Source organism: Nocardia cyriacigeorgica, assembly GCF_010868145.1.
Taxonomy (GTDB): Bacteria; Actinomycetota; Actinomycetes; order Mycobacteriales; family Mycobacteriaceae; genus Nocardia; species Nocardia cyriacigeorgica_D.
Genome location: NZ_JAAGUY010000049.1, coordinates 1 through 21790 on the forward strand (window position 1 = coordinate 1; position 21790 = coordinate 21790).

Consider the following 21790-nt stretch of genomic DNA (forward strand, 5'->3'; position numbering starts at 1 on the left):
GGCCGGGGCAGGGGCAGGGGCAGGTGCGGGCACGGCCTCGGCGACCGGCTGATCGGCAGGCTTGTCGGCGACCGGCTCGGCCTGCGCGGGCTGCTGCTCGGAGACCATCGCGACGCGCTCCGGAACGCGGTCATCGGCGACCGACACCGCGGAGGATGCGGCGACAGCGACGATTCCGGCCGCGGCTACCGCGAAGGCGAAGCCCTCACGCAGTGAGCGGCGGCGGATGTTGGAAAGGCGTCGGTCAGGCATGGCGAAATCGGTTCCTTGATCGGTATAGGTTTCGATCCGGCCGCATCGGGCAGCACGGATCCACGGCGGCGGCTCTCTGCGCGCACGCCGGAACAGGGCTGTGTGCTGTTGTGGGGTTGTGTTGTGTGACGGGAACACTCAGCGGTTCCCGATCACCGACGCGTGGATCTCGTGCGGTTCCCGGGAACTCGTGTCCCGGTCCGCCGCGTCGCGCGGAACTCCACTCGGGTGGAGCGTCGGCCTTGCTTCGACCTGATTGCAGAATGGTCACGGAAGGTTAACGGAAGGTGAACAACCGGCCAACCAGAGACGTTGTTGACCTTGAAACCCTCGAGTGAACTGCATCGATCCGCTGTCTATGCAGGAGGTTTCTCAATAAACCTCTTGTGCCTCAGCTCACAGAAGTTTTCAACTCGAAGTCTGTTTTCGGCCTCGAAAGTGACATTCCCGTGACCTTATCCGTGTATTCGCGCGTGAGCGCGAACACTGTTGTGATAAGTAGAAAGCCCCGGCATCATGTGATGCCGGGGCTTTCTACTCGCTGTGCGCCATCAGGGACTCGAACCCCGAACCCGCTGATTAAGAGTCAGCCGGGCAGGCCATTCACAACGCACCTCGACCAGGTCATTCCTCCGAATTCTGCTGGTGAAGGGTAATTTCTGTCGAGCTATGTCTAGCCGTGACTAGTCTCACGTAGGCTACAGATAAGCTACAGCCACGGCAAGAGGATCTCGCACATGCCACCGAAGAAGCGGCGCCGCCCCCGCGGTGAGGGCGCGTTCTACAAGCGCAAGTCCGACAACCTATGGATCGGCGCCATCACCTATGAGGACGAGTACGGCAAGACCCAACGCGCGACGGTCTCGTCCTCCGACAAGGTGATCGCAATGGAGAAGTTCCGCAAGTTACGCGGCGAGGTCGAGACCGGCACCTATCGACCGCGGGCGAAAATGACCGCGGCCAGGTGGCTCGACTACTGGGTGCAGGAGATGGTCAAGCCGAACAAGGCGCCCGGCACCTATCGAAGCTACCGGGGAATCATCGACAATCAGATCGTGCCGGACATCGGCGAGAAGAAGCGCATGCCGCTGGCGCCGGCGGACATCCGCGCCAATCTGAAATGGGTCGGTGAGAACTGGTCGGCGCGAACCGCTGAGCTCACCTATGCGGTGTGGAGTAAGGCTCTCGCGGACGCCAAGGGCGAGGGCGTCATCGCCACCAACCCAATCGAGCAGGTCGCCAAGCCTATCAACAACACGAAGACCGGCAAGGCGCTCTCGTCGGCCGACGCGCGGAAAGTTCTGCTCACATCTATCGAGCGCAAAGATCCGATGGCGACCAGGTGGGCGACCGCGCTGATCCTCGGCGCGAGGCAGGGTGAATGCCTCGGCCTCGAGCGTGACCGCATCAATCTCGACGATCTGACCATCGACCTGTCGTGGCAGCTGCAATCGCTGCCGACGAAGGAGGGGTACAAGCTCGACCACCCCGACCGGTTCGATGTGCCGAAGGGCTACGAGTGTCGGCCTGTGTACCGCCGATTCGCGCTCACCCGACGTAAGGGGCAGCGGCCGACGATGATTCCGCTACCGAACCCTCTCGCGGCGATCTATGAGGTCTACCTCGATTCGACTCCGCCGAATCAGTTCGGTCTGGTGTGGGTGTCGAAGGCCGGGACGCCGATCCCGAACAAGTACGATTCCGACGCCTGGCATGACCTCCTGGAATCTGCTGGCGTGGGGGACATTCGGTTGCACGACGCCCGCCATACCACCGCGACGCTGCTGCTCGAGATGGGTGTCGAAGAGTCGGTGCGCATGCAGATCATGGGACAGTCAACCGTCGCCGCGCAGCGTCGATATGCGCATGTTGATCGGACGCTCGCGCGAAAAGCGCTCGGAAACCTGGACGGACTGCTGGCAATCCCCGAAAAGTAGGGTCGCGCTTACTCGTCGGTAGCTGGAATCAGGCGTAACGGTACGAAAAAGGCGGAGGATATTCCTCCGTAAGGTCCGGCGGTTGAACCTATGATCGGGCTGAGTACCCCTGCACATCACCGCTATTCAGCGCCGTTGCTGATTGTGAGGCATTCGCCGTGGTTGTCCTCTTCGCTCCCGAGACCTGTCGATCTTGTGTCCCTGCGGAGTGTCGAATGCAAACTGGACGATTGCCCGATTTTACCGGCCACTCTTCCGCTTTAGGCGGTTCGAATGTATGTTCGATTGAGGGTCGGTTGTCGCGGGTGAGTGAGGGGCTGTGATGTCGTCAAGTGATGAGAAGACGGAGCATCTAGGCGTTTCGCCTGCCCGACATGACAGTTCAGCCCCCAAGCCCCGAATCAAGTTCACGCAAAAGGAGCTGGCCGACTACTTGGTCGGATTGCCCTCCACGCTGGCGACATCGTCGAACATGTAGCCCAGGCGACGCACTGTCGTGCGAGCCTCTTCGGCATCAACGCCCAACACCTCGGCAAGCACATCAATCGATGCGTTATACGACTTGTGCGCCAAGGCGATTAGACGCTCCGGCCCAGCGTCACCTTTCGCGAAATCCTCGGCCGCGTCATTGAGCGCATCGGTGAGCAGCACCAGGCCGAATAGCTTTAGTGGCTCGAACCCTCCGAGATCTCTGGTTACTTCGTAGCCGCCACCGTCCGAGGCGTTTGGGTGGTGTGTGATGTTCGGTATGTCGATCGGCTCCGACGCAGGCGCCGGATCGCCGCCGCGCAAGATGTCGTCGACGCTGCCGATGCGCCACTCGAGTGCCCGCTCGAGGTCTCGCCGCTTGCTGCGGCTCATTGATTCCGCTTTGCCCGTCTCGACCTTGCGTACCAAGGCGGGCGACGGGCCGCCGCGTTCCTGAACTTGCGACTGCGTAAGTCGGAGTTCGTCTCGACGCTCCCTGATCAGCCTTCCAAGGCGCGGCCATTTGTCTTCCATGACAAGTAATGATGCATGACAGGGCTAGCCAGGTCTAGCGCTAGCTAGCGCTTCACGTCCCGGCTAGCGATCGGCAATCGCTCAATATTGCGCTAGAAATATTGCGCCTGTCGGTTCCTGTCGCTAAAGTTGGCGATGTGATAGCCAAACCTATCGGTCCCCAGGTTCGCATCCGCGAACTGCGCAACGCGTACGGGCTATCGGTCAAGCAGCTAGTCGAGCGACTGGGCGAGGCCGGTATGCCCGGTGTCCACGAGGACACCATCCGAAACGTCGAACTCGGCCACCGTCGTGCAAGCCGTCCACTGATGACGGCATGGGCAAAGGCCCTCGGCATCAGCCCGCTCGACGTATGGCAGCCGACTCCCGATGAGGGCGAGCAGCGCGGCGAGGTCGCATGACGAACAAGACCCGAATCCGATACACCAAGGCCGAGGCGGCAGAGCAGCTGTCCATATCGGTGCGATCGCTCGACCGACTGCGTGAGCGCGGCGAGATCGTCGCCCGCGTTGACGGCGGGCGGATCTACTTCGACCACACCGAACTCGAGTCGTATGCGAAGTCCTGCCCGGCCGAGGGGGACGAGTGAGTACCGAACTCGCGACCATCCCTGTACCCGGTGCGACGGCGCCGATCGTCGCCGCTGAGTTCGACGGTGCGCCTTGGGTCGCACTGAAGCCGATGTGCGACGCGATAGGTGTGAGCTACCCGGCCCAGTATCGGAAGCTGACTGGCAGGTCATGGGCAACCGTTGCTTCCAAGGCAACAGTTGCGGCTGATGGCAAGACGCGCGATATGGCGATGATCGATCGCCGGACGCTGACGATGTGGCTCGCGACTATCGACGAGAACCGCGTCGACTCTGCGGCCGCGCCGACCATAAGGGCCTATCAGGCTCAGGCGGCCGATGTCCTCGATGCCTATTTCTCGCACGGCGGAGCCATCGCGCCAGTCAATCAGTACGACGCGCTGAGAGCGATGATCGACCAGATCGAAGCGGCCGAACGTACCGCTTCGGAGGCGAAGGCGTTGTCGGTCGACAACGAGGCTCGGATCGACGCGATCGAGGGACAGCACGGCTGGTACGCGGCTCTCGCCTATGCGCGTCTGCACGGCCTGAACACCTCCACCCAGTTCCTCAACCGGCTAGGTAAACAGGCGTCGCTGATCGCGAAGGCGCACGACATTGCGCCGCAGAAGGTTCCGCACGCCCTGTTCGGCACGGTCAACAGCTACCCGGAGTGGATCTGGGATAAGGCCGCCGACGGGCGGGCGCAATGACCACCAATTCCTCCATGAAGACGGCCCGCCGAGGTGCAACTCGACGGGCCAGTGAACACCCAGCCCCTATCAGGAGAATCCGAATGTTCAAGTACAAGCGTACCGGTCTCGCTCTCGCGGCTGGTGTTGCCGTGCTGGGTCTCACCGCATGTGATCCGTCGACGATCGACGGGCGGGCCACCCCGACGGCGACCGTGCATGAGGTCGAGCAGCCTGAGACACGCCCGCAGTGGCCGACGACGGTCGACGCGATCGTCGAGCCCGACGACCCGTACAGCACTGACGGCGCGTGGTTCATCGGCTCCGAGATCGCGCCCGGCGACTACCGGGTGATCGTCACCAGCGAGTTCGGTGGCGGCTGGAAACTCTGCGCGACGATCCAGTGCGAGATCGGCACGCCGGGGTTCATCGACAACGACTTCGTCACCAACCGCGGCTATGTCACGATCCCGGCCGATGCGCTGTTGATCGAGCTGACGAACGTGCGCCTCGAGGCGGTGGCCTGATGCGCGAAATCGTCTACCGGGACGGCACGCTGGTGCCCGACGAAGACCTCGACGTCATCTTCCGGGGCTTCGGATTCCACAGCGCTCAGCATTTCGAGCTGGTGCTCGCCGGTGATCAGCCGTCAGCCCTCGGTCGCCGACGAGCAGCCTCGCCGCGCGAAGCTGTGACGCCCGCCGAGTTCGCTCGACAGACCGAGCTGAACAGGCAGCGGCACGAACATCGCCGCGAGGCTGCTCGGCGGGGTCGGTTGTTGGCCCTTGCCCGGAAAGCGCCCGAGGTGACTGCATGACCCGCCCGCACCTTCCCCACCTGTCCGCCGACGACCGCGGGTTCTGGCTGTGGTGGCTGTTCACCGTCGCGGTTGTCGTCGGGATCGCTGGCCTGATCGTCTACCTGTCCAACGTCGCCGAATGGGGTGTCCTGTGACCGCACCTGCTGAAACTCCCGAGGCCCGGCGTCATTTCGTCGCCGCCACCCGCAAGGCCACGGTCGCTGTGACCGTCGGCTACAACCCGGCCGGACAGGTGATCACCGAGGCGTATCAGGTGATGCCGCCGGGCCCGCGTCCGCTGATGCCGGTCGCCGAGGTAGTCCGCGCGCTTCGCGAGACCGCCGACGTGCTCGAGGCGGCCGGTCCCGAGGCTGTGCTGTGACCGGCCGTTGGTGGGACGCCTACGACGCCGCGGCTGCTCGCGGCGCAGTGATGCGCACCCATACCCGGGGCTGCACCTGCACGGCGTGCCGTGCCGAGCAGCTCTGGGCCACGACGGCGCCCGGCGCGGGTGAGGTTGCCCTCGCGTCGGGCCGTCTCCCATCCCTGTAAACGACAGCGGCCCCGGCGAGATGCGAGCTCGCCGGGGCCACCTGAACCAACCTGTACGGGAGTCTACATGGAACGTCTGACCCGGTCGACGGTGATCGTCGACCCGAATCTGTTCACCGCCGACGGTATCCGGGTGTCATGGTCCGACACTGCTGGCGCGTACCGCGTGACGTTCGGCCCGGACATGCGCGCCTATCTGCGCGCCGAGGATGCTCGAGCCTTGCGCGATGCGATCGACGTCGCGCTCATTGCCCGCGGTGAGGCGGTGGCGGCATGAGCGAAGTACTCGAAATCATGGTCGGCCGATTCGTCACAGTCGCCGGGCTGGTCGTGCTCGCCGGCGCCGCGATCGGTATCGCCGACAATGCCCTCAACGGTGGCGGTTACACCTGCCCGAAATGCCGCGGCGCCGGGTGCCGCCACTGCGGTGGCGGCGAGGTCGACGACACCGAGCTGCACGCCGACGAGTACGACGACGGCGACGAATTCGAGGGCGACGAGTGGGACCGCGCCCGGGATCGTGACCTCGATCGTGAGGTGGCGTGATGCGACAGCCACGCGAAACGAGTCCGTTCGCAGGTATCGACTGCCCGCCGGTGAGCGAAGCCGACCGCGCCCGCGCCCGGGTGACGGTATGCCGCAACGCCACGGACGCCACGGATGCTGCGGAGTTGATGGCCATGCTCGGCCTGCTTGACGAGCCAGAGACACCTGCCCGGTGCTCCGGTTGCAAGCGGATGTTCGGTGACAGCGGGCGTGAGGGGACCATCCCGCACAAGCGTGACGGCATGTGCGCGACATGCTTTGGCAGGCGATACGCCGGCGCGGATGCGGTCGACGCAGACCAGGTGCGCGCCCACGTTCTCGAGCTGCGGCGGTGTGGTCTGTCGGCTCGGGTGGTCGCCGAACATGCGGGGGTCTCGCTGGGGACGCTGACCGCGGTGATGTACGCGCGTACTGGCAAGGACCCGGTCGCCGTTGTGGCGCGCGCGACCGCGGACCGGATTCTCGCCGTTTCTGCGACCGGCTCCGCGGCGGCCTCATGACCGCCCCGACCGCGCCGGGTCTGTACCCGGAGATCCCCGAGTCGGTCTACCACGGCGACCCGAACAGTCTGTCGAGCACCGGAGTCCGCACACTGGTGAAGCCGGGCGGTCCGGCCAAGTTCATCGGCGCCGAGCCCGTGGACAACGACGACTTCGACATCGGCACTGCCGCGCACGAGCTGTTGCTCGGCACCGGTGCGGGGATCGTCGAGGTGAAGTTCAAGACCTGGCAGGGCAACGCCGCGAAGGAAGAACGCGCGAAGGCCCGCGCCGAGGGCAAGACTCCGTTGCTGACCAAGCAACTCGAGGCGACCCGCGCCATGGTCAAGGCTGCCCGCAACCGGCCAGAGGTGGCCGCACTGCTGCCGCCCGATGGCGTGCCCGAGATGTCGGCCTATGCCCTCGATCCCGCCACGTGGGTGATGCTGCGCGCCCGCTTTGACTTCCTGATCGCCATCGGACCCGACGGTCGGGTCCGGGTCGTGGACTACAAGACCACGAAGAACGCGGCGCCGAAGAAGTTCGAGCGCAGCGCAGTCGAGTACGGCTACCACGTACAGGAAGCCCACTACCGGCGCGTGCTCGACGCCCTGGGCTACGAGGTCGAACGGTTCGTGTTCCTCGCGCAGGAGAAGGAACCGCCCTACCTGACCAGCATTCACGAGTTCGATGCCGCAGCGGTTCGCGAAGGCGATCGCATCGTATCCGCCGGCATCGAGATCTTCGCCGCGTGCCGTGACGCCGACGACTGGCCCGGCTACGGCGATCGCACTTATCGGATGAGCCTGCCCGCATGGGCGATTGGGGAGTGGTGAGCATGTCGCAGAACGAAAATAAGCAGACCGAAAACAAGAAGGTCGACCTCGGTGACTACGTCGAGGTTTCGCAGCGGATCGCCGAGGTGCGAGAGAAGCTGTTCCCGAAGGGGTCGTTCCAGCCTGCCGTGCGCGATCGCCCGTACTCGATCGAAGTGATCGATGGCCAGGCCTATCTGGTTGTCGTGGCCGCGTTCTATCGGACGCCGGACGACCAGTGCCCTGGCATCGGGATGGCATGGGAGAAGGTGCCCGGCCAAACGCCATACACCCGGGGTAGCGAACTCCAGAACGCCGAGACCTCCGCGTGGGGGCGGGCGCTCGTGGCGGCGCTGGCCGCCGACACAAGGAAGGGTGTCGCCTCGGCGGACGAGATCCGGAACAGAGCGATCTTCGCGGCGAAAGACCTCGACCCGGCGGACCTGGCACGTGCCGAGCTGATCGGGATGTTGAACCGCAAGGGGATCGACGGGGGCGAGGCCGCAGCCTGGTTCACAGAGCACCATCCCCAGGCGGGGAATGTCCGGACCAGCATGGATACGGACGCCCTGCGTGCCGCGATCGCGCACTTCAGCGGCGGCGGCGGCGCGGCATGACCGATTACAACCCGGTGACGGTCGAGGCGGCTATCCGGCAGTGCGCGAATCAGATCGCCGAGGGTGTGCAGATCTGCGGCACCCGCTATGCGGAGTACCTCGACGCAGATCGGGAATATGACGTCGCCTGCGCGCGCGCATATCTCGCCGCCGCTGGGCCGGTGCACACACGACAGCACACGGTCGAGCTCGCCACCCAGGACGAGCGCGCTCGACGGGATGCGGCTGACGCTGCCTACCGGTACGCCGACCGGCGTGCTCGCGCACTCGAAGCTGAACTGCGCGCGCTCCAGTCCGTGGGCGCCAGCATCCGTCAGATGTACGGGGTCGCCGGTCGTGGGGAGGGCATGTGATGGCGGCCAAACGTTCCCACTACAGCACCGGCCCACAACCGCAGGTGCGCTTGCTGGTCGCGGCCCGCTCGGGTGGCTGCTGTGAACGCTGCGCGTGCGCTCTTCCCATCGGTGGTGGGGATGTCCATCACCGGAAACCCAGGCGGATGGGCGGAACCAGTGACCCGCAGATCAACGCGCCGACGAACCTCGTTGCCCTGTGCCGGTCTTGCCACGACTGGATCGAGAGCCACCGGACGCGGGCGCTGGCCGACGGCTGGCTGATCCCCTCGACCGGGGATCCCGCCGCCACACCGGTCCGGTCCTGGCTCCACGGCCGCGTCCTCCTCACCAACGACGGCGACACCATTCCCACCGCTGAAGGAGCGGCATCGTGAACACCACCATTCAGCCGCGGTTCCGTCAGGTCCGCATCGGCGTCGGATGCTCGGCGACGCCGCGCGAGATCGAGATCCGTTACCGGTGCATCGAGGCCCGCCACGAGGGCCTGCTCTACAACCGGGCCAACAACGCCACGTATTGCATGTGCGGGCGAGCGGTCTGGCCGGGCGACTGCGGGCGACTGCTCACCGCATATGAGCGGGCCGAGCGTGACGCCGTCCGTATGGATTCCGTCGGCGTGCAGGCCCGCTCCTACCTCGACCGTGTGCACGGCCATACCGGGGGTGCGCGGTGATCGATGTTCTGTGGTTGCCGGGCACGGGGTTTTCGTCGGGTCCGGATGGCATCAGCGCCGAGTTCGGTCGATGGCTGGATCCGACCCGGTTCCGGTTCCGGGCGCTTCGGTACCCGGCCAGCTATGGCGGATTCGAACCGTCCTACGCGGATTCGCGGGAGGCCGGGATGGTCGAGCTGATCACCGCGGTGACCAAGGCGCCCGGGCGCGTGGTGATCGGCGGGTACAGCCAGGGCGCCGGCATCGCGGGCGATCTCGCTGAGGGGCCGGGGCGTGCGTTCCCGGGCAAGGTCGTGGCCTGCGCGCTGATCTCCGATCCGGCCCGGCCGCCCGGAGCGGGGACACCGGGCCGCCCGGCCGCGTCCGGGTACGGGATCAGCGGCACCCGCGGCACGATGTCGATACCGACATGGTGGGCCGCCGCTGAGGGTGATCCGATCACTGCGCTGCCGGAAGGGAATCCGCTCCGCAGTCTCGCGGACATGAGTGAGTACTTCTCGTTCCGGTCCCCGGGCGACGCGCACCGGTGGATGGAATCGCTGGCCGACCGGTGTCGCCGCCATGCGTGGCAACAGTGGTGGAGCCCGGCGAACTGGCGCACGTGGTCCGGCGCGATGGCGTACGCCCGCGGCTATCTCGTCGACGGCCGCCATACGACCGACTACCTGCTGCACGGTCATGCTGCTGCGCTCGCCGAGACCGTGAATCGGGAGGTGCGGTGATGTGGGGAGTTCTGGGGGTTTCGGAAGGCGGACGTTGTGGTGTCGGTCGAAGGGTCGTCGTTTGTGGAGGTGTCGGAGCGCATTCCGGTCGACCGGTTCGAGTGGGAGCGGATCGTCCGGCGGATGCAGATGCCGCACGGCGCCAAGTATCTGGCGTTGATGCTGGCGACGTACGCGGACGGGGACGGATCGCGTATCCGTCCGGGCGTGGAACGGCTGTCGCTGGTGATGTGCGTGACCGACAGGACGGTGAAGCGGTCGCTGTCGGTGCTTCGCGAGCTCGGGTTGATCGCGTTGACGAAGAAGGGCAATCGGCACGCGAAGCAGGCCGACGAGTACCGGCTCACGGTGCCCGCGACGCTGCTCGATCACTCGATGCTCGACCCGGCGGAGACGTCATTGTCTGGGGGACATCTGTGTCCCCCAGAGTGATTCGCCCTGTCGGGAGTCTGCGGGACATCAGTGTCCCCTGGAGTTATCCACAGGTTGAGGGTCTGGGGGACATGGGTGTCCCCTGGGCATCGGTGCCCCGGAAAAGTCTGGGGGACATCTGTGCAATGTCTGGGGGACATTTACGACGAGTCTGGGGGACACCAGTGTCCCCCCACCAACCCATACCAACCACAACCATGAATACCCGCGTGGCTGGTTTGAGAACACAGCTCACGAACGCGCGACCCGGGCTGTGGATAAATCCCAATCCGATCGAGGCGACGACGTGAGCCCGGACCGGTACGGCGAGCCCACCGAACGCGGCTGCCGGAACCCACAGTGCCGGCGCGGCTGGCTCGGCAACGACAACGACGGCCGCCCCATCCCCTGCCTGGGCTGCAAACCGCATCTCGCGCAGACGAAGACCATCAACGACCACAGCGAGCGCCCGCCCTCGGCCCGCGCTCAGCAAGCAATCGAAAGCGAGGCCCTGTGATGGCTCGTACGCCTTTCACCATCACCCGGGTACCGAAACCGCGTCGCGTGGCAGCAGCGAGCGAACCAGCTGGGCGCACGACCCCGTCCGCTGCGAGTGTCTGCCCCGACTGTGGCGCGCTGATCGCCGACGCGGGACTGCACCGCGCGCACCACGATCGCACCGACCGGTGGGCGGCACGGGTGAGTGAGGTACTGCGGACCGTCGTGGCCGCGCTCCGCATCCACACCGACCTTCCCGCCGACGAGAACACCATGCCCACCAGTGAGGGCGGTCGCCATGCCTGAGTTGCGGATCGGCTCGCTGTTCTCCGGCGCCGGTGGCCTCGACCTCGCCGCGCTCGAGCTGTTCCCCGGCTCGTCGATGGCGTGGCACTGCGAGATCGACCCGGCCGCGTCGCGAGTGCTCGCCCACCATTGGCCCGACGTGCCGAACCTCGGCAGCGTCACCGACATCGACTGGCACACCGTCGACCCGGTCGATGTGCTTACCGGCGGGTTCCCCTGCCAGGACGTGAGCGCCGCCGGGCGCCGCGCCGGACTGTCCGACGGAACCCGGTCCGGGCTGTGGTCTCACATGGCCACCGCCATCGACGTACTGCGCCCGCGGTGCGTCCTCATCGAGAACGTGAGGGGGCTGCTCAGTGCGACAGCCATTCGCCGAGTGGAATCCGACGACGCAGACATGGGACACATGGGAAGTCGATCTATTCTCCGGGCACTCGGTGCCGTACTCGGAGACCTGGCCGACCTCGGGTTCGATGCGGAATGGACGTGTGTCCGTGCGTCGCAAGTCGGCGCGTGCCATCGCCGAGAGCGAGTATTCGTCCTCGCCTACCCTGCCGACACCCCGCGCGGCGGATGGGAAAGCGTCGATGACAGCACCAGCGGCGAGACGGCATGTCGAGGCGGGAACGGGATCGCTGGCCGAGGTGCTCGGCGCGACGCTGGGCCTGTAGCGCTGCTTCCAACGCCACGCGCGTCTGATGGCACCAAGGGCGGCCCGAATCAGCGCGGGTCGAGCGGCGACCTGATGTTGCCGTCGGCGGTGGCCGCGCTGCTGCCGACGCCGAAGCGGTCGGACGCCGACCGGGGCGATTGCCCGTCCGAGCGTGCGCGGCGCTCGCCAAGCCTGGTGTCGATCGACCGCTACCTGCCGACGCCGAGCGCATCGGAAAACACCGGTGGCGGTGTGCATCCGGACAAACGCGTCGGCCACACGCGCCAGCTGATCGACTACGCGCTCGTGCACGGCACCCCGCAATGGGGCGACTACGAGCCTGCGATCAGGCGGCAAGAGGCCCTATCGCGACCCGCGCCGCCACCGACCGAGCCGAACCGCAAAGGAAACCCACGGCTCAACGCGGCGTTCGCCGAGTGGCTCATGTTCTGGCCCGCCGGATGGGTCACCGACCCCGCCATCGGCCTGAGCCGAAACGAGCAGCTCGCCCGCATCGGCAACGGCGTCGTACCCCGGCAAGCCGTCGCCGCATTCCGCTACCTACTCACCGCCGCCGACCTCAAGGAGACCGCACATGCCTGACCAGACCCCCGCCCCGCTGACCGACGACGAACTGCGGCAGATTGCTGCGAGCGGCTGGGCACCCCAGGGTGCCCGGCTCGCAACCGAGCTACTGGCCACCCGTGCCTGCATCACCGAGTTGGAGGCCGCCGCAACACTGTCGGCTGTGTGCCGTGCGCCCGAGATACACGACCGCCCCACCGACGCCGACCTTGCCCGCGTAGTGCGCGCCCTGGAGGGCACCGGTGATGCCGTGTACGTGCTGGGCTCCGAGGTGATCGAGCTGCGTGCCCGTGTCGCCGATCTGGACGCCGAGCAGCGCACGGTCGGCCCGGACACCAGCGACGGCTGCCACACCTTCGCCGAGCTGTACCACTACCGGATGCTGTACAACGCTGCGGCATTCAACGCCTGGGCCGCCGCTGGCCTGTACGACGTGCACAAATCCTGGCGGCACTCCGACGGCGAGGAGTGCTTCGGCGGCGGCTGGTTCGTCGTATACGCCGAGCTGCCGACCGGGCAGATCAGCAACCACTACGAGGCCGCCGACTGGGACCGCTTCCGTATCCCGGAGCGGGAGACCGCGATCGAGTGGGACGGGCACACGCCGCAGCGGGCATCGCAACGCCTTGCCGAGTTCCTGGAATTGGAGTCCGAGCCCAGCGCCGCGGCACGGCGTCCGCCAGCGGGCTACGTCGTCGGCTGGCCGGAGGGCGATGGTCGCGTGAATATCGCGCTCGATGAGGCCGACCTACCGCTCGAAGGTGCGGACACCCTTGCGTACACCAGCGTCGGCGAAGCGTACGCGTTCCTCGCCGAGTGCGGCCCCGGAGACCCGGACATCGTGTTCCGCGTCTACGAGCTGCGGCAGGTGGCCGACCGTGATTGACGTGACCCCGTGCCAGCTCGGCCCGATCGTCGCCCGCGGGGTGCTCTTCGGTCGATCCCGGATGCGCGCCGACTGTGCGTGCGGAACCACCATCAGCGGATGGGACGGCGCACATGTCCGCAACCTGTACGCCGAGCACCTCGCGATCCCGCGGCCACCCGCCGACGTGCTCGCGATGGATGCCCCGACGAAATCCGACGTGCGCCTGTGGCCGGACTTCTTCATCGCCGGGCCCGGCCGCCGCGTCGCGTCGGCGACGCTCTGCCCGCACGCCTACTACCTGACCGACTCATGCCCAGGCTGTGACGCCGACCATGAGGACGCACAGTGACCGCGATCGGCGCACACCATTCGGCCCGCAGCGGCTCGAATGTGTGGCTAACGCCGCCCGGAATCCTCCACAGGCTCGGCACATTCGACCTCGACCCGTGCGCGGCCACCGACCGGCCATGGGACACCGCACGCGAGCACATCGCCCCACCCGACGACGGCCTCGCCGCACCATGGCACGGCCGCGTCTGGCTCAACCCGCCATACACCGACCTCGGCCGCTGGCTCGACAAACTCGCCGACCACGGCACCGGCACAGCGCTCGTGTTCGCGCGCACCGAAACACGCTGGTTCGTCGAGCAGGTTTGGGCCCGCGCCACTTCGGTGCTGTTCCTGTACGGCCGCCTGCATTTCCACCTACCCGACGGCAGCCGCGCCAACGGCAACGCTGGCGCGCCGTCGTGCCTCGTCGCGTACGGGGACGACGACGCGACGCTGCTGCGCAAGTCGGACCTCGCCGGCGTCCACCTCAGCGAATGGGAGTTCGGACTATGACCCCGCTCGGTAGCCCGCTGTTCATCCCCGGCACCCCCGCACCGCAGGGCAGCAAACGCCATGTCGGGCGCGGCATCCTCGTCGAATCCTCCAAGGCTGTCGGCCCGTGGCGTGAACGCGTCGCCCTGGCCGTTCATCAGCAAGGCTGGCAGCCGCTCGACGGCCCGGTCGCGGTCGACCTCACGTTCGTGATGCCACGCCCGAAATCGACGCCGAAGACGTGGACGCCGGCGGCAGTGAAGCGGCCCGATATCGACAAGCTGGCGCGCGCGGTGCTGGACGCCCTCACCGGCATCGCGTTCGCCGATGACTCGCAGGTGGTCGAGATGCACACCTACAAGCGTCTTGCCGATCCCGGACTCCAGCCCGGGCTCTGGATCACCGTCGCCGACCTCACCGTCAACTACCTGCCCGCGAAGGAGGCGTGATGCCCTGGTTCGACACTTACGAGGCCGCGGCGCGCCGCCGGGCCCAGCGGCTCCGCGAATCGCCACCCGTCCCGCCGATGCCGGTCGAGAAGATCCCCGACGGCCGACCCATGATCTACGGCCGCGACTACTACATCGACGACGGCGGCGACACCATCCTCACGTCGAGCACATGGCTACCGCGGCAGATCGAATCACTCGTCGCTATGACCCTGGCGCTGATCGGGGTGCGGCGATGACCGTGGTGTGGATCGAATGCCGCGTATGCCAAGGCGAAGAGGGCCAACTGGTCAACGGGGAATGGGTCGACTGCCCGTGCTGCCAAGGCGAAGGCGGCCACCCCGAAGGCCAGAACTGGAGCTGCGGTTGCCATCCCAAGGAGGACACCACCCGATGAACGCTGTCGAATGCATCGAATGCGCACGCCCGGTCGGGGATCGGCTCCCACTCTGCACCGAGTGCGGCGAAAACATCGTCAAACAGCTGCTGGACGTGCCCCGCCTGATCACCGAACTGGAGGTCACCCGCACGGGTCTCGGCCGCGTCACCGCACCCGCACCGGTCGGCCGGTCCACCGACACCCCGATCCCGGTCCGCGCCATCGGCCGCCACGGCATCACCATCCAAGGCGACCGCGAACTCCGTGACCTCAGCACGGTGATCACCGAGTGGGCCGACCACATGTCAGCCCTCACCGGCACGCAGGTGCCGTACGGTGCGCGCGGCCTCATCCAACTCGTCCAGAACCTCCGGCTCGGCCCCGAACACAGGCAGCCGGTCGCGCCACCGATCCGCCGCCACCCCAAAACCGGAAAATTCCTCGGCCGCGTCCCCACACTGCACGCCACACTTATCCAGATCACGGCCACCTTAACCGAGCAGGCCGCTGTGTGGCTCGCCCATCGCGGCAACGATCTCCGCGCACTCGAACCCGCAGAAGACCCCGCCGACCGGCTGCATGTCCGCCTCAACGACGCCATCGCCGCGATCAGCCGCATCATCGACCGTCCCACCCCACGCCGCTACCTCGGCGCCTGCCCCGCCGACCTCGACGACAACACCAGATGCGGGTACGAGCTGTACGCGCAGATCGGGGACGACGGCCGTCCCGCCGACCTCGTGAAATGCGGACGCTGCCGAACCCAACACTTCGTGGACCGTATCCAGGCCAAGGCGCGCGAGGCGGCAGAGGACCAGTCCTACACGATCCCGGACCTGGTGAAGGTCACGAAGGCGATCGGCGCACCGATCCCCGAACGGACGCTGTACCACTGGGCCAACAAATCCCGGCGCCTAGAATCCCGCGGCTGGCAGCACGCCGACGACCGGTACGGCATCCGCATCACCGACCACCAGATCGACACCCGCGACCGGCAGGTGTACCGGCTCGGCGACGCCCTTGAGCTCGCCCGCCAATCCGCCAGAAAGAAAGGCAGCGCAGCATGAGTGTCTTCGACGACATCCGAGCCCGCATAGCCGCGGACAAAGCCCGCGACGCCAGCTTCATCGACGCAGACACCCTCGAAGGGGCCCGCGCCGACATCGTTGGCGAGATCCTCAAGATCGCCGAGCACTGGGCAGACAAGGCCGAAAGCTGGGGACCGGAAGAGGCGTACACAGGCCTTCGGTACGTCGTTTGCCACGACATCCTGGAGATCCTGAACGAACACCTCTGGGACGAGGAAGGATGAACGCCGTGACCATCGAGGAGTTCATCGAGGCCCGGCTCGCCGAGGATGAGGGCGCGGCGCGGGCAGCAGACGAGGACTGGCACACCGACGTTGTCGTCGGCGTGGACGCCGAGGGAACGCTGGGAAGCGCTGCCTACGAGCACATGGTCGCCCACGATCCGGCGCGCGCGCTGCGACAGGTGGCAGCGATGCGTGCCGTGGTCGGCAGGCGAGCCGGTGAGCATCGCAATGACGCCGGCATCTGTGAGACCTGCCGCAGCTACGACTACCGCCGCGACTACGACCCCGCGCCGTGGCCGTGCCCGACAGCTCGGGCGATCGCCTCGATATGGTCCGACCATCCCGACTACCAGCAGGAGTGGAGTGCATGACCGCGGGTGCATTGGAAAGGGTCGTGCCGCGAGAGCTGTGGCGGGCATGGGATCCGGACGACCATTGGCGCAACGTCGGCCAGTGGGAATCCCGGCCTCCTCTCATCGAACTGCGTGAGGGGCTGGCTGTGACGGTGGACTACGCCAATGGTGGCCGGGTCTCGTACCGGGTCGTCGGCGGCGAGTTCGAACGGGAGTGGGAGCACCCTGCCACCGTGGACAGCGAAGCGATAGTCAAGGCATTGGCCCGCGTCGCTACTGAGGACACCGACGAAGCGGGAGGCCAGGCGTGAGCAGCGCAGGACATGAGATTGACAGACAAATGGCAGCCTTCTTCGAGCGTCACCACGATCGATTCGTGTGCACGGCTCATGAACTCCACTGGGGCATCGAGAAGGTTCGCACCGAGCTGGATCGGATCATGAGCGCGGCGGGAGACAACACATGAGCACACGACAGCGTATTGAGGACCGCGCCCGCGAACTCGGTTGCTTCCCCGATCCGGAGAACCGCACCGACAGGCAACTGCTCGACGCTATCCAAGCTGAGCAGGCTGCCGCAGCATGGATGAACCGCTTCGCTCAGCTGTCTTCGGATGAGGCGAAGAGTGATGCCGTTCGCCGTCTGCGAGATGAACTGACGAGTGGCAACGCATGAGCGACGAAACTAATTTCGACTGGGATGATCCCGGGATCGGTCACAACTATGCGGTGCTCCCGGACGGACGCGTCCCGGTGTACGTCATTCTCACCGTGGGCGATGAGGCCCACTGCGTGACGCCGTGGCACACCTACGAAGCGCCACTGATCCTGTCGGCTGTCGAGATGGGGCGAGACGTCGACATGCCCGCCGGCGAAGTCGTCGGGAGGGAATTCACCGCGGCCGGGTCGCAGACCGAGCCGCTGCACGACTTCCGCCTGGTGCACGATCCGCGTATGTAAGAATGGGCAGCGAGAAAGGACCCGGCAGCTAGCTCCTGCCGGGTCCTTCTTGCTACTGGTCCTCGAACCTGATCACTTCGAGCGTGGCCTGGAAGCGAGTCAGCGCGTCATCCGCGATATCCCCGTACCAGGCTTCCCCGTGCCGCGAGTGGAGCTTGGTCATGACCAGCGCCTCAAGCCATTCGAGGATGAGTTGGTCGACCAGGTCGCGGCGGTGCGGGTCTGCGGGGATGTCCCGCAGGATGGTTCGGGCGTGGATCGCGGCTCGCTGGGAGTCGCCTGCCCGGAACCCGCCGCCCCGAAGTTCGGGGAGCTCGATCGAGAGTGTGAACGCGGTGAGGAGCACCTTTCGGAGCGCCTGGTAGGCATCGAGGAGCCTTTGCGCGCGGTTCTCTGTCATGAGAGTTCCTGTCTTTGTGGAGTTTTCAATGTGTTTGTCGGTGTTTCCCCGACATCTATAACTATACAACGCTACGTTGCAAAGAGCAACGTAGCGTTGTAAAGTCGTGGGCATGATCCAGTACATGTCTTCGGACGATTTCGCAAAGGCGCACGGGCTCGACGCCGGCACTATCCGCCGCTACAAGCATGATGGCCGCCTACCCGAACCAGACGCCGTCATCGGCACCGGCAAAGACAAACGACAGCACCACGGCTGGCTCCCCGAAACGGTCAAGAACTGGCAGCGGCCCGGTCAAGGCACGCGTACAGACATTCGCAACCGGAAAGCGTGACGGACCTGCCTGCAAGACTCAGTGCATGAGGATCGAGCAGTTCATACAGCGTCGGATGGCCGAGGACGCCGCCGTTGCGCGCGGCGCCCACAAGGAAGGCGCCCTCAATGGCGACCAGTGGCGAGTGTGGAAAGTCCAGGACGCTGAAGGTCTCTTCGGCAACGGCATCCGGGTATTCGATATCGACTCGCCTCCACACGGCGACGTTCGTCTGACCCGTGACGGGGAAACCGCCCACATCGAGAACCATGACCCGGCACACGTGCTCCGGATACACGCCGCTCTCGGCACGCTCATGCGGGCCGTCCTCGAATACGAGGGCGAACTCGACCACCTCACCGCGGCGGTGCCCGTAGACGACCGGTCTCGCCTCGACCACCTTCCAGCTATGCGGGCCATCGCCTCGATATGGTCCGATCACCCCGACTACCAGGTCGAATGGGTGCAATGACCTGGTCATTCCAAACGTGTCAGACCCTCCTGCCATGCTGGGTGCCTACCCAATTTGGTCACATATCCGCCGTCCTGGGCGATATGTGACCTAGAGTGCCTACCATTCAGGCAGGCCAGGTAGACGTTGGAAGGGGTGCCCGATGACCGCCGTACTTGAGCCGCAGGATGCTGTGATCGAGCTGACCCCCGACGACGTTCGGCAGTCCATTAAGAACGCCCTTCAGCGCGCCGAGTGCACCTTCGACGAATTGGCCGAGCAGGCTCGCACTGGCGACTTCGATTCGCTGGCGGCCCGCCTCGCCTGGGTAGCTATCGGAGGCTTCTACGGGAAGCCTATTGGCGAAGTTTGACCTGTTCAGGGAGTCTCAAGACTTCGCAAAACGGCTCACGGACCTGCTGAACAAGACGATCTGCAACAACACCAGGCTCACCGCCGCCGTTGAGCGCAGTACAGGCGCCGTTGTCGTCACCAACAGGCCAGACAAAAGCGACCTCGCTCGCCTGATGTGTGTGCCAATCTGCCTGTCGGGGAAACCGAAGCTGTACCTTGGACTGACCGTTCGTCTCCGGCCGGATTCCTCAGGTCAGCACCTCATGGTGGTGTCTTCGGTGATGCTACTGGCGGGCGCCGTGGACGGTTCGAAAGAGCTCCTCCACTACGACTATGAGCGCGACAAGCCGGACGGCTACCCCGAGGCCCATGTGCAGGTGTGCGCCTCATCGGATCAGTGGGAGGAACTTCTCGATGGTAGGCCGTTCAAACGGCTGCACCTGCCAGTCGGTGGCCGTCGGTTCCGTCCGACGCTTGAGGACCTGATCGAGTTCCTAATCGCTGAACGCCTGGCAGACGCCCGGCCCGGATGGAAGCAGGTGGTGGATGAGCACCGCCACGTATTCCAGATGATCCAGCTCCGGGCAGCGATCCGTCGACATCCGGACGTGGCACGAGAGGCTCTGGCCGACCTCGATCGCGATAGCTGACGATTGTCAGTGCACCGCGCGGGTTCGTCGACACGGCCAATCTCACAGCCGCAGACGCGCATGTCACATGCGGTGATCGTGTAGCCTTGCAGAAGAATCTGCTGCTGACGACCCGACCCCAAAACAGGATCGCAGCACAACAGCGGCAAACCAATGCCGCAGATCCTCGACCCACCTCGATCCCCTTCCGAGGTGGGTCGAGTTGTATCCGGACCTGCAGCGCGTCAACCCGGAACCCCCGTCACTGACGCCGGCAAAGCGCCCCTTGATCCCGCACTGTTCATCACAGCCGGTGCCGTGCGGGCAAGCGGGAATGCTGCGCGCTGCACCAGCTCCGACCCAACACAGGGCCGGTAGCCCCACGGGGCTCGCAGTTATGGGAGCAACTGTCATGTCCGAGGTCATCCACGGCGAAGCGCTCGCCACCATGCGGGGCTTACCCACCGGATCATTCGACGCCCTCGTCACAGACCCGCCCTACTGCAGCGGCGGCACCAGCAACGTCGACCGCACCACCCGCACCGCCAAAGACAAATACGTGTCCTCGGACTCCAAGTCCGGCCTCGCGCTGCCCGACTTCCCCGACCAACGCGACCAGCGCAGCTTCACGCTCTGGTGCACGCTGTGGCTCGGCGAAGCCCTCCGCCTCGTGAGGCCCGGCGGACAGGCCCTCGTATTCACGGACTGGCGGCAACTACCGGCCATGTCTGACTCATTGCAGGCCGCTGGCTGGCGCTGGCGCGGGATCGTCGTCTGGGCCAAGCCCGGCGCTCGCCCACAGCCAGGATTCGCCAACGGCGCCGAGTACATCCTCTGGGCATCCAACGGCACCATAGCCCGCGACCACCGTCCACCCTGCCTCCCCGGCGTGTACACAATCACCAGACCCACCGGCAAACAACGCCTGCACATCACCGCCAAACCCGTTGAGCTCATGCGCAACCTGGTGCGCACCGTGCCCGCCGACGGACGAATCCTGGACCCGTTCACCGGAAGCGGCACTACCGGTGTCGCTGCCCTCCACGAACGCCGACACTTTCTCGGCATCGAAGGCACCGACGGCTACACCCAAATCGCGCGAGACCGACTCGCCGCCACCAAGGCCGAACTCGAAAACGATGCGTGACCACCTCGACCTCATCCACACCTGGCTCGTGCGCACCCTGCTGCGCCGAATCGGGCTCACCCCAAGGAGACATCATGGGCAGCGTTGACCTCGACACCGTGCTCACCGTCGGCAAGATCGCCGTCATCGTCATCAAGGCCATCGCCGAGATCATCGGCACCCTCTGACCATGAGCGCCGAGGACTGGGACGACGGTCCCGCGTCGGAAGACTGGTTGGACCGGCTGGATATCATTCGCGTCCGCACACGCCGACGCTTCGGCGGTCTGCTCCGGTTACTACGCCTGCACCGCCTGGCCGACCGCCTCGACCCACCACCGCCCCCGTGGTACCTGCGCAAGCCCCTGGGCTACCACGAGCACTTCGTCACTGAGGACGAGGCACGCCTCGGTGACGCTCCGGGCGTGGTGCGACGACGTCGTCCTCGCGCATGCTCGCTACCTCGACGACCACAAGCGCGCGAAGCTGATCGAGGTAGCGATGACCGAACGTGCGCCGACGTCGTCGAGGCGGCCATCCGTCCGATACTCCGAGACGCCGCGCTCGCCGCCCGCCAGATAGCCGAACGCCGCAACATCGGCTGATGGCCCGAGCGCGCCTCCGCATCTGCACGGTGCCCGGCTGCCCGAACACACAGCCCGAACCCCGATGCCCCGAGCACCAGACCGACTACAACCGCCACCAGCGGGCTACAACACCTACCAAGGCCACACGCACCTGGGCCGAGCGACAACGCCGCGCCGGCATCGTCGCCGCCCACCGCGCCCGGCACGGCGACTGGTGCCCAGGCTGGCAGCGACCCGCCCACCCAGCGACCGACCTCACCGCCGACCACCGCACCGCCATCGCCGCCGGCGGCGACCCCACCGGCCCGCTACAGGTCCTATGCCGAG

Annotated in this window: 41 protein-coding genes, 1 tRNA gene and 1 pseudogene; 39 read left to right on the forward strand and 4 right to left on the reverse strand. The window is 66.1% G+C overall.

Features of this window, described 5'->3' with window-relative positions:
- Positions 1-252: pseudogene (locus GV792_RS28320) on the reverse strand (transglycosylase SLT domain-containing protein); the annotation flags it as partial.
- 544 nt (positions 253-796) lie between these two features.
- A tRNA-Ser gene (locus GV792_RS28325) sits at positions 797-864 on the reverse strand.
- 125 nt (positions 865-989) lie between these two features.
- Here GV792_RS28325 and GV792_RS28330 point away from each other — a divergent pair.
- Positions 990-2189 (forward strand): tyrosine-type recombinase/integrase, encoded by a 1200-nt coding sequence (locus tag GV792_RS28330; protein ID WP_163828059.1) that lies wholly within the window; start codon positions 990-992, stop codon positions 2187-2189.
- A 429-nt stretch (positions 2190-2618) separates the two neighbouring features.
- On the opposite strand, the gene GV792_RS28335 is transcribed toward GV792_RS28330, so the two are convergent.
- On the reverse strand, positions 2619-3191 hold the full coding sequence (locus tag GV792_RS28335; protein WP_163828060.1) for a helix-turn-helix domain-containing protein: 573 nt from the start codon (positions 3189-3191) through the stop codon (positions 2619-2621).
- 137 nt (positions 3192-3328) lie between these two features.
- Between GV792_RS28335 and GV792_RS28340 the strand changes: the two genes are divergently transcribed.
- From GV792_RS28340 to GV792_RS28490, 31 genes are all read left to right on the forward strand, one after another.
- Positions 3329-3592 carry a helix-turn-helix domain-containing protein gene (locus GV792_RS28340; RefSeq protein WP_163828061.1) on the forward strand — a complete coding sequence of 88 codons (264 nt, stop codon included), beginning with the start codon at positions 3329-3331 and terminating at the stop codon, positions 3590-3592.
- Positions 3589-3780 (forward strand): helix-turn-helix domain-containing protein, encoded by a 192-nt coding sequence (locus GV792_RS28345; protein WP_163828062.1) that lies wholly within the window; start codon positions 3589-3591, stop codon positions 3778-3780. The genes GV792_RS28340 and GV792_RS28345 overlap by 4 nt, the downstream gene beginning before the upstream one ends.
- On the forward strand, positions 3777-4472 hold the full coding sequence (locus GV792_RS28350; protein WP_309138472.1) for a phage antirepressor N-terminal domain-containing protein: 696 nt from the start codon (positions 3777-3779) through the stop codon (positions 4470-4472). The genes GV792_RS28345 and GV792_RS28350 overlap by 4 nt, the downstream gene beginning before the upstream one ends.
- A gap of 83 nt (positions 4473-4555) precedes the next feature.
- On the forward strand, positions 4556-4978 hold the full coding sequence (locus GV792_RS28355; protein WP_163828063.1) for a hypothetical protein: 423 nt from the start codon (positions 4556-4558) through the stop codon (positions 4976-4978).
- Complete coding sequence (locus tag GV792_RS28360; RefSeq protein WP_163828064.1) at positions 4978-5268, forward strand: hypothetical protein; 291 nt, start codon at positions 4978-4980, stop codon at positions 5266-5268. Before GV792_RS28355 ends, GV792_RS28360 begins: the two co-directional genes overlap by 1 nt.
- Positions 5265-5405, forward strand: coding sequence for a hypothetical protein (locus GV792_RS28365; RefSeq protein ID WP_163828065.1), 141 nt, complete (start codon positions 5265-5267; stop codon positions 5403-5405). The genes GV792_RS28360 and GV792_RS28365 overlap by 4 nt, the downstream gene beginning before the upstream one ends.
- Complete coding sequence (locus tag GV792_RS28370; RefSeq protein ID WP_163828066.1) at positions 5402-5632, forward strand: hypothetical protein; 231 nt, start codon at positions 5402-5404, stop codon at positions 5630-5632. The genes GV792_RS28365 and GV792_RS28370 overlap by 4 nt, the downstream gene beginning before the upstream one ends.
- Before the next feature lie 237 nt (positions 5633-5869).
- Positions 5870-6079, forward strand: a complete 210-nt coding sequence (locus GV792_RS28375) for a hypothetical protein (RefSeq protein ID WP_163828067.1) — start codon at positions 5870-5872, stop codon at positions 6077-6079.
- Complete coding sequence (locus GV792_RS28380; RefSeq protein WP_163828068.1) at positions 6076-6348, forward strand: hypothetical protein; 273 nt, start codon at positions 6076-6078, stop codon at positions 6346-6348. Before GV792_RS28375 ends, GV792_RS28380 begins: the two co-directional genes overlap by 4 nt.
- On the forward strand, positions 6348-6848 hold the full coding sequence (locus GV792_RS28385) for a hypothetical protein (protein WP_163828069.1): 501 nt from the start codon (positions 6348-6350) through the stop codon (positions 6846-6848). Before GV792_RS28380 ends, GV792_RS28385 begins: the two co-directional genes overlap by 1 nt.
- On the forward strand, positions 6845-7663 hold the full coding sequence (locus GV792_RS28390; RefSeq protein WP_163828070.1) for a PD-(D/E)XK nuclease-like domain-containing protein: 819 nt from the start codon (positions 6845-6847) through the stop codon (positions 7661-7663). The genes GV792_RS28385 and GV792_RS28390 overlap by 4 nt, the downstream gene beginning before the upstream one ends.
- A gap of 2 nt (positions 7664-7665) precedes the next feature.
- Positions 7666-8259, forward strand: a complete 594-nt coding sequence (locus GV792_RS28395) for a hypothetical protein (RefSeq protein WP_163828071.1) — start codon at positions 7666-7668, stop codon at positions 8257-8259.
- Positions 8256-8612 carry a hypothetical protein gene (locus GV792_RS28400; protein ID WP_163828072.1) on the forward strand — a complete coding sequence of 119 codons (357 nt, stop codon included), beginning with the start codon at positions 8256-8258 and terminating at the stop codon, positions 8610-8612. The genes GV792_RS28395 and GV792_RS28400 overlap by 4 nt, the downstream gene beginning before the upstream one ends.
- Positions 8612-8989, forward strand: a complete 378-nt coding sequence (locus GV792_RS28405; protein WP_163828073.1) for an HNH endonuclease — start codon at positions 8612-8614, stop codon at positions 8987-8989. The genes GV792_RS28400 and GV792_RS28405 overlap by 1 nt, the downstream gene beginning before the upstream one ends.
- Positions 8986-9288: a hypothetical protein gene (locus GV792_RS28410; protein ID WP_163828074.1), complete on the forward strand. Its 303-nt coding sequence runs from the start codon at positions 8986-8988 to the stop codon at positions 9286-9288. The genes GV792_RS28405 and GV792_RS28410 overlap by 4 nt, the downstream gene beginning before the upstream one ends.
- Positions 9285-10010 (forward strand): alpha/beta hydrolase, encoded by a 726-nt coding sequence (locus GV792_RS28415; protein WP_163828075.1) that lies wholly within the window; start codon positions 9285-9287, stop codon positions 10008-10010. The genes GV792_RS28410 and GV792_RS28415 overlap by 4 nt, the downstream gene beginning before the upstream one ends.
- 36 nt (positions 10011-10046) lie before the next feature.
- Positions 10047-10442 carry a helix-turn-helix domain-containing protein gene (locus tag GV792_RS28420; RefSeq protein WP_163828076.1) on the forward strand — a complete coding sequence of 132 codons (396 nt, stop codon included), beginning with the start codon at positions 10047-10049 and terminating at the stop codon, positions 10440-10442.
- A 286-nt stretch (positions 10443-10728) separates the two neighbouring features.
- Positions 10729-10938 carry a hypothetical protein gene (locus GV792_RS28425; RefSeq protein WP_163828077.1) on the forward strand — a complete coding sequence of 70 codons (210 nt, stop codon included), beginning with the start codon at positions 10729-10731 and terminating at the stop codon, positions 10936-10938.
- A complete protein-coding gene (locus GV792_RS28430) occupies positions 10938-11225 on the forward strand; it encodes a hypothetical protein (RefSeq protein ID WP_163828078.1) in 288 nt (95 codons plus the stop codon). The genes GV792_RS28425 and GV792_RS28430 overlap by 1 nt, the downstream gene beginning before the upstream one ends.
- Positions 11218-12480 (forward strand): DNA cytosine methyltransferase, encoded by a 1263-nt coding sequence (locus GV792_RS28435; protein ID WP_163828079.1) that lies wholly within the window; start codon positions 11218-11220, stop codon positions 12478-12480. Before GV792_RS28430 ends, GV792_RS28435 begins: the two co-directional genes overlap by 8 nt.
- Positions 12473-13348, forward strand: coding sequence for a WDGH domain-containing protein (locus GV792_RS28440; protein ID WP_163828080.1), 876 nt, complete (start codon positions 12473-12475; stop codon positions 13346-13348). The genes GV792_RS28435 and GV792_RS28440 overlap by 8 nt, the downstream gene beginning before the upstream one ends.
- A complete protein-coding gene (locus tag GV792_RS28445; protein ID WP_163828081.1) occupies positions 13341-13679 on the forward strand; it encodes a hypothetical protein in 339 nt (112 codons plus the stop codon). The genes GV792_RS28440 and GV792_RS28445 overlap by 8 nt, the downstream gene beginning before the upstream one ends.
- Entirely contained in the window at positions 13676-14173 is a 498-nt protein-coding gene (locus GV792_RS28450; RefSeq protein WP_309138471.1) for a DNA N-6-adenine-methyltransferase, read from the forward strand. Before GV792_RS28445 ends, GV792_RS28450 begins: the two co-directional genes overlap by 4 nt.
- Positions 14170-14601, forward strand: coding sequence for a RusA family crossover junction endodeoxyribonuclease (locus tag GV792_RS28455; RefSeq protein WP_256670767.1), 432 nt, complete (start codon positions 14170-14172; stop codon positions 14599-14601). Before GV792_RS28450 ends, GV792_RS28455 begins: the two co-directional genes overlap by 4 nt.
- On the forward strand, positions 14601-14840 hold the full coding sequence (locus GV792_RS28460) for a hypothetical protein (RefSeq protein WP_163828083.1): 240 nt from the start codon (positions 14601-14603) through the stop codon (positions 14838-14840). The genes GV792_RS28455 and GV792_RS28460 overlap by 1 nt, the downstream gene beginning before the upstream one ends.
- 154 nt (positions 14841-14994) lie before the next feature.
- Positions 14995-16047, forward strand: coding sequence for a hypothetical protein (locus GV792_RS28465; protein WP_163828084.1), 1053 nt, complete (start codon positions 14995-14997; stop codon positions 16045-16047).
- Positions 16044-16292, forward strand: a complete 249-nt coding sequence (locus GV792_RS28470) for a hypothetical protein (RefSeq protein WP_163828085.1) — start codon at positions 16044-16046, stop codon at positions 16290-16292. The genes GV792_RS28465 and GV792_RS28470 overlap by 4 nt, the downstream gene beginning before the upstream one ends.
- A gap of 5 nt (positions 16293-16297) precedes the next feature.
- Positions 16298-16663 (forward strand): DUF6221 family protein, encoded by a 366-nt coding sequence (locus GV792_RS28475; protein WP_163828086.1) that lies wholly within the window; start codon positions 16298-16300, stop codon positions 16661-16663.
- Positions 16660-16956 (forward strand): hypothetical protein, encoded by a 297-nt coding sequence (locus tag GV792_RS28480; protein ID WP_163828087.1) that lies wholly within the window; start codon positions 16660-16662, stop codon positions 16954-16956. The genes GV792_RS28475 and GV792_RS28480 overlap by 4 nt, the downstream gene beginning before the upstream one ends.
- Positions 16957-17107: 151 nt before the next feature.
- Positions 17108-17320 carry a hypothetical protein gene (locus GV792_RS28485; protein WP_163828088.1) on the forward strand — a complete coding sequence of 71 codons (213 nt, stop codon included), beginning with the start codon at positions 17108-17110 and terminating at the stop codon, positions 17318-17320.
- Positions 17317-17604, forward strand: a complete 288-nt coding sequence (locus tag GV792_RS28490) for a hypothetical protein (protein ID WP_163828089.1) — start codon at positions 17317-17319, stop codon at positions 17602-17604. The genes GV792_RS28485 and GV792_RS28490 overlap by 4 nt, the downstream gene beginning before the upstream one ends.
- Before the next feature lie 52 nt (positions 17605-17656).
- Here GV792_RS28490 and GV792_RS28495 read toward each other — a convergent pair whose 3' ends face one another.
- Positions 17657-18004, reverse strand: coding sequence for a hypothetical protein (locus GV792_RS28495; RefSeq protein WP_163828090.1), 348 nt, complete (start codon positions 18002-18004; stop codon positions 17657-17659).
- Between the two features lie 112 nt (positions 18005-18116).
- On the opposite strand from GV792_RS28495, the gene GV792_RS28500 reads away from it, so the two are divergent.
- The 7 genes from GV792_RS28500 to GV792_RS29325 form a co-directional block, all read left to right on the forward strand.
- On the forward strand, positions 18117-18338 hold the full coding sequence (locus tag GV792_RS28500) for a hypothetical protein (RefSeq protein ID WP_163828091.1): 222 nt from the start codon (positions 18117-18119) through the stop codon (positions 18336-18338).
- Positions 18339-18363: 25 nt separating this feature from the next.
- Positions 18364-18789 (forward strand): DUF6221 family protein, encoded by a 426-nt coding sequence (locus GV792_RS28505; RefSeq protein ID WP_163828092.1) that lies wholly within the window; start codon positions 18364-18366, stop codon positions 18787-18789.
- Between the two features lie 142 nt (positions 18790-18931).
- Complete coding sequence (locus GV792_RS28510) at positions 18932-19141, forward strand: hypothetical protein (RefSeq protein ID WP_163828093.1); 210 nt, start codon at positions 18932-18934, stop codon at positions 19139-19141.
- The gene (locus tag GV792_RS28515) at positions 19128-19772 is read left to right on the forward strand and encodes a hypothetical protein (RefSeq protein ID WP_163828094.1); all 645 of its coding nucleotides are present in this window, start codon (positions 19128-19130) and stop codon (positions 19770-19772) included. Before GV792_RS28510 ends, GV792_RS28515 begins: the two co-directional genes overlap by 14 nt.
- Before the next feature lie 391 nt (positions 19773-20163).
- Positions 20164-20898: a DNA-methyltransferase gene (locus GV792_RS28520; RefSeq protein ID WP_163828095.1), complete on the forward strand. Its 735-nt coding sequence runs from the start codon at positions 20164-20166 to the stop codon at positions 20896-20898.
- A gap of 169 nt (positions 20899-21067) precedes the next feature.
- Positions 21068-21481, forward strand: a complete 414-nt coding sequence (locus tag GV792_RS28525) for a hypothetical protein (RefSeq protein ID WP_163828096.1) — start codon at positions 21068-21070, stop codon at positions 21479-21481.
- Positions 21481-21790, forward strand: a 310-nt coding sequence (locus GV792_RS29325; protein ID WP_218581222.1) for a hypothetical protein, incomplete at its 3' end; no start/stop codon positions are given. The genes GV792_RS28525 and GV792_RS29325, both read left to right, overlap by 1 nt.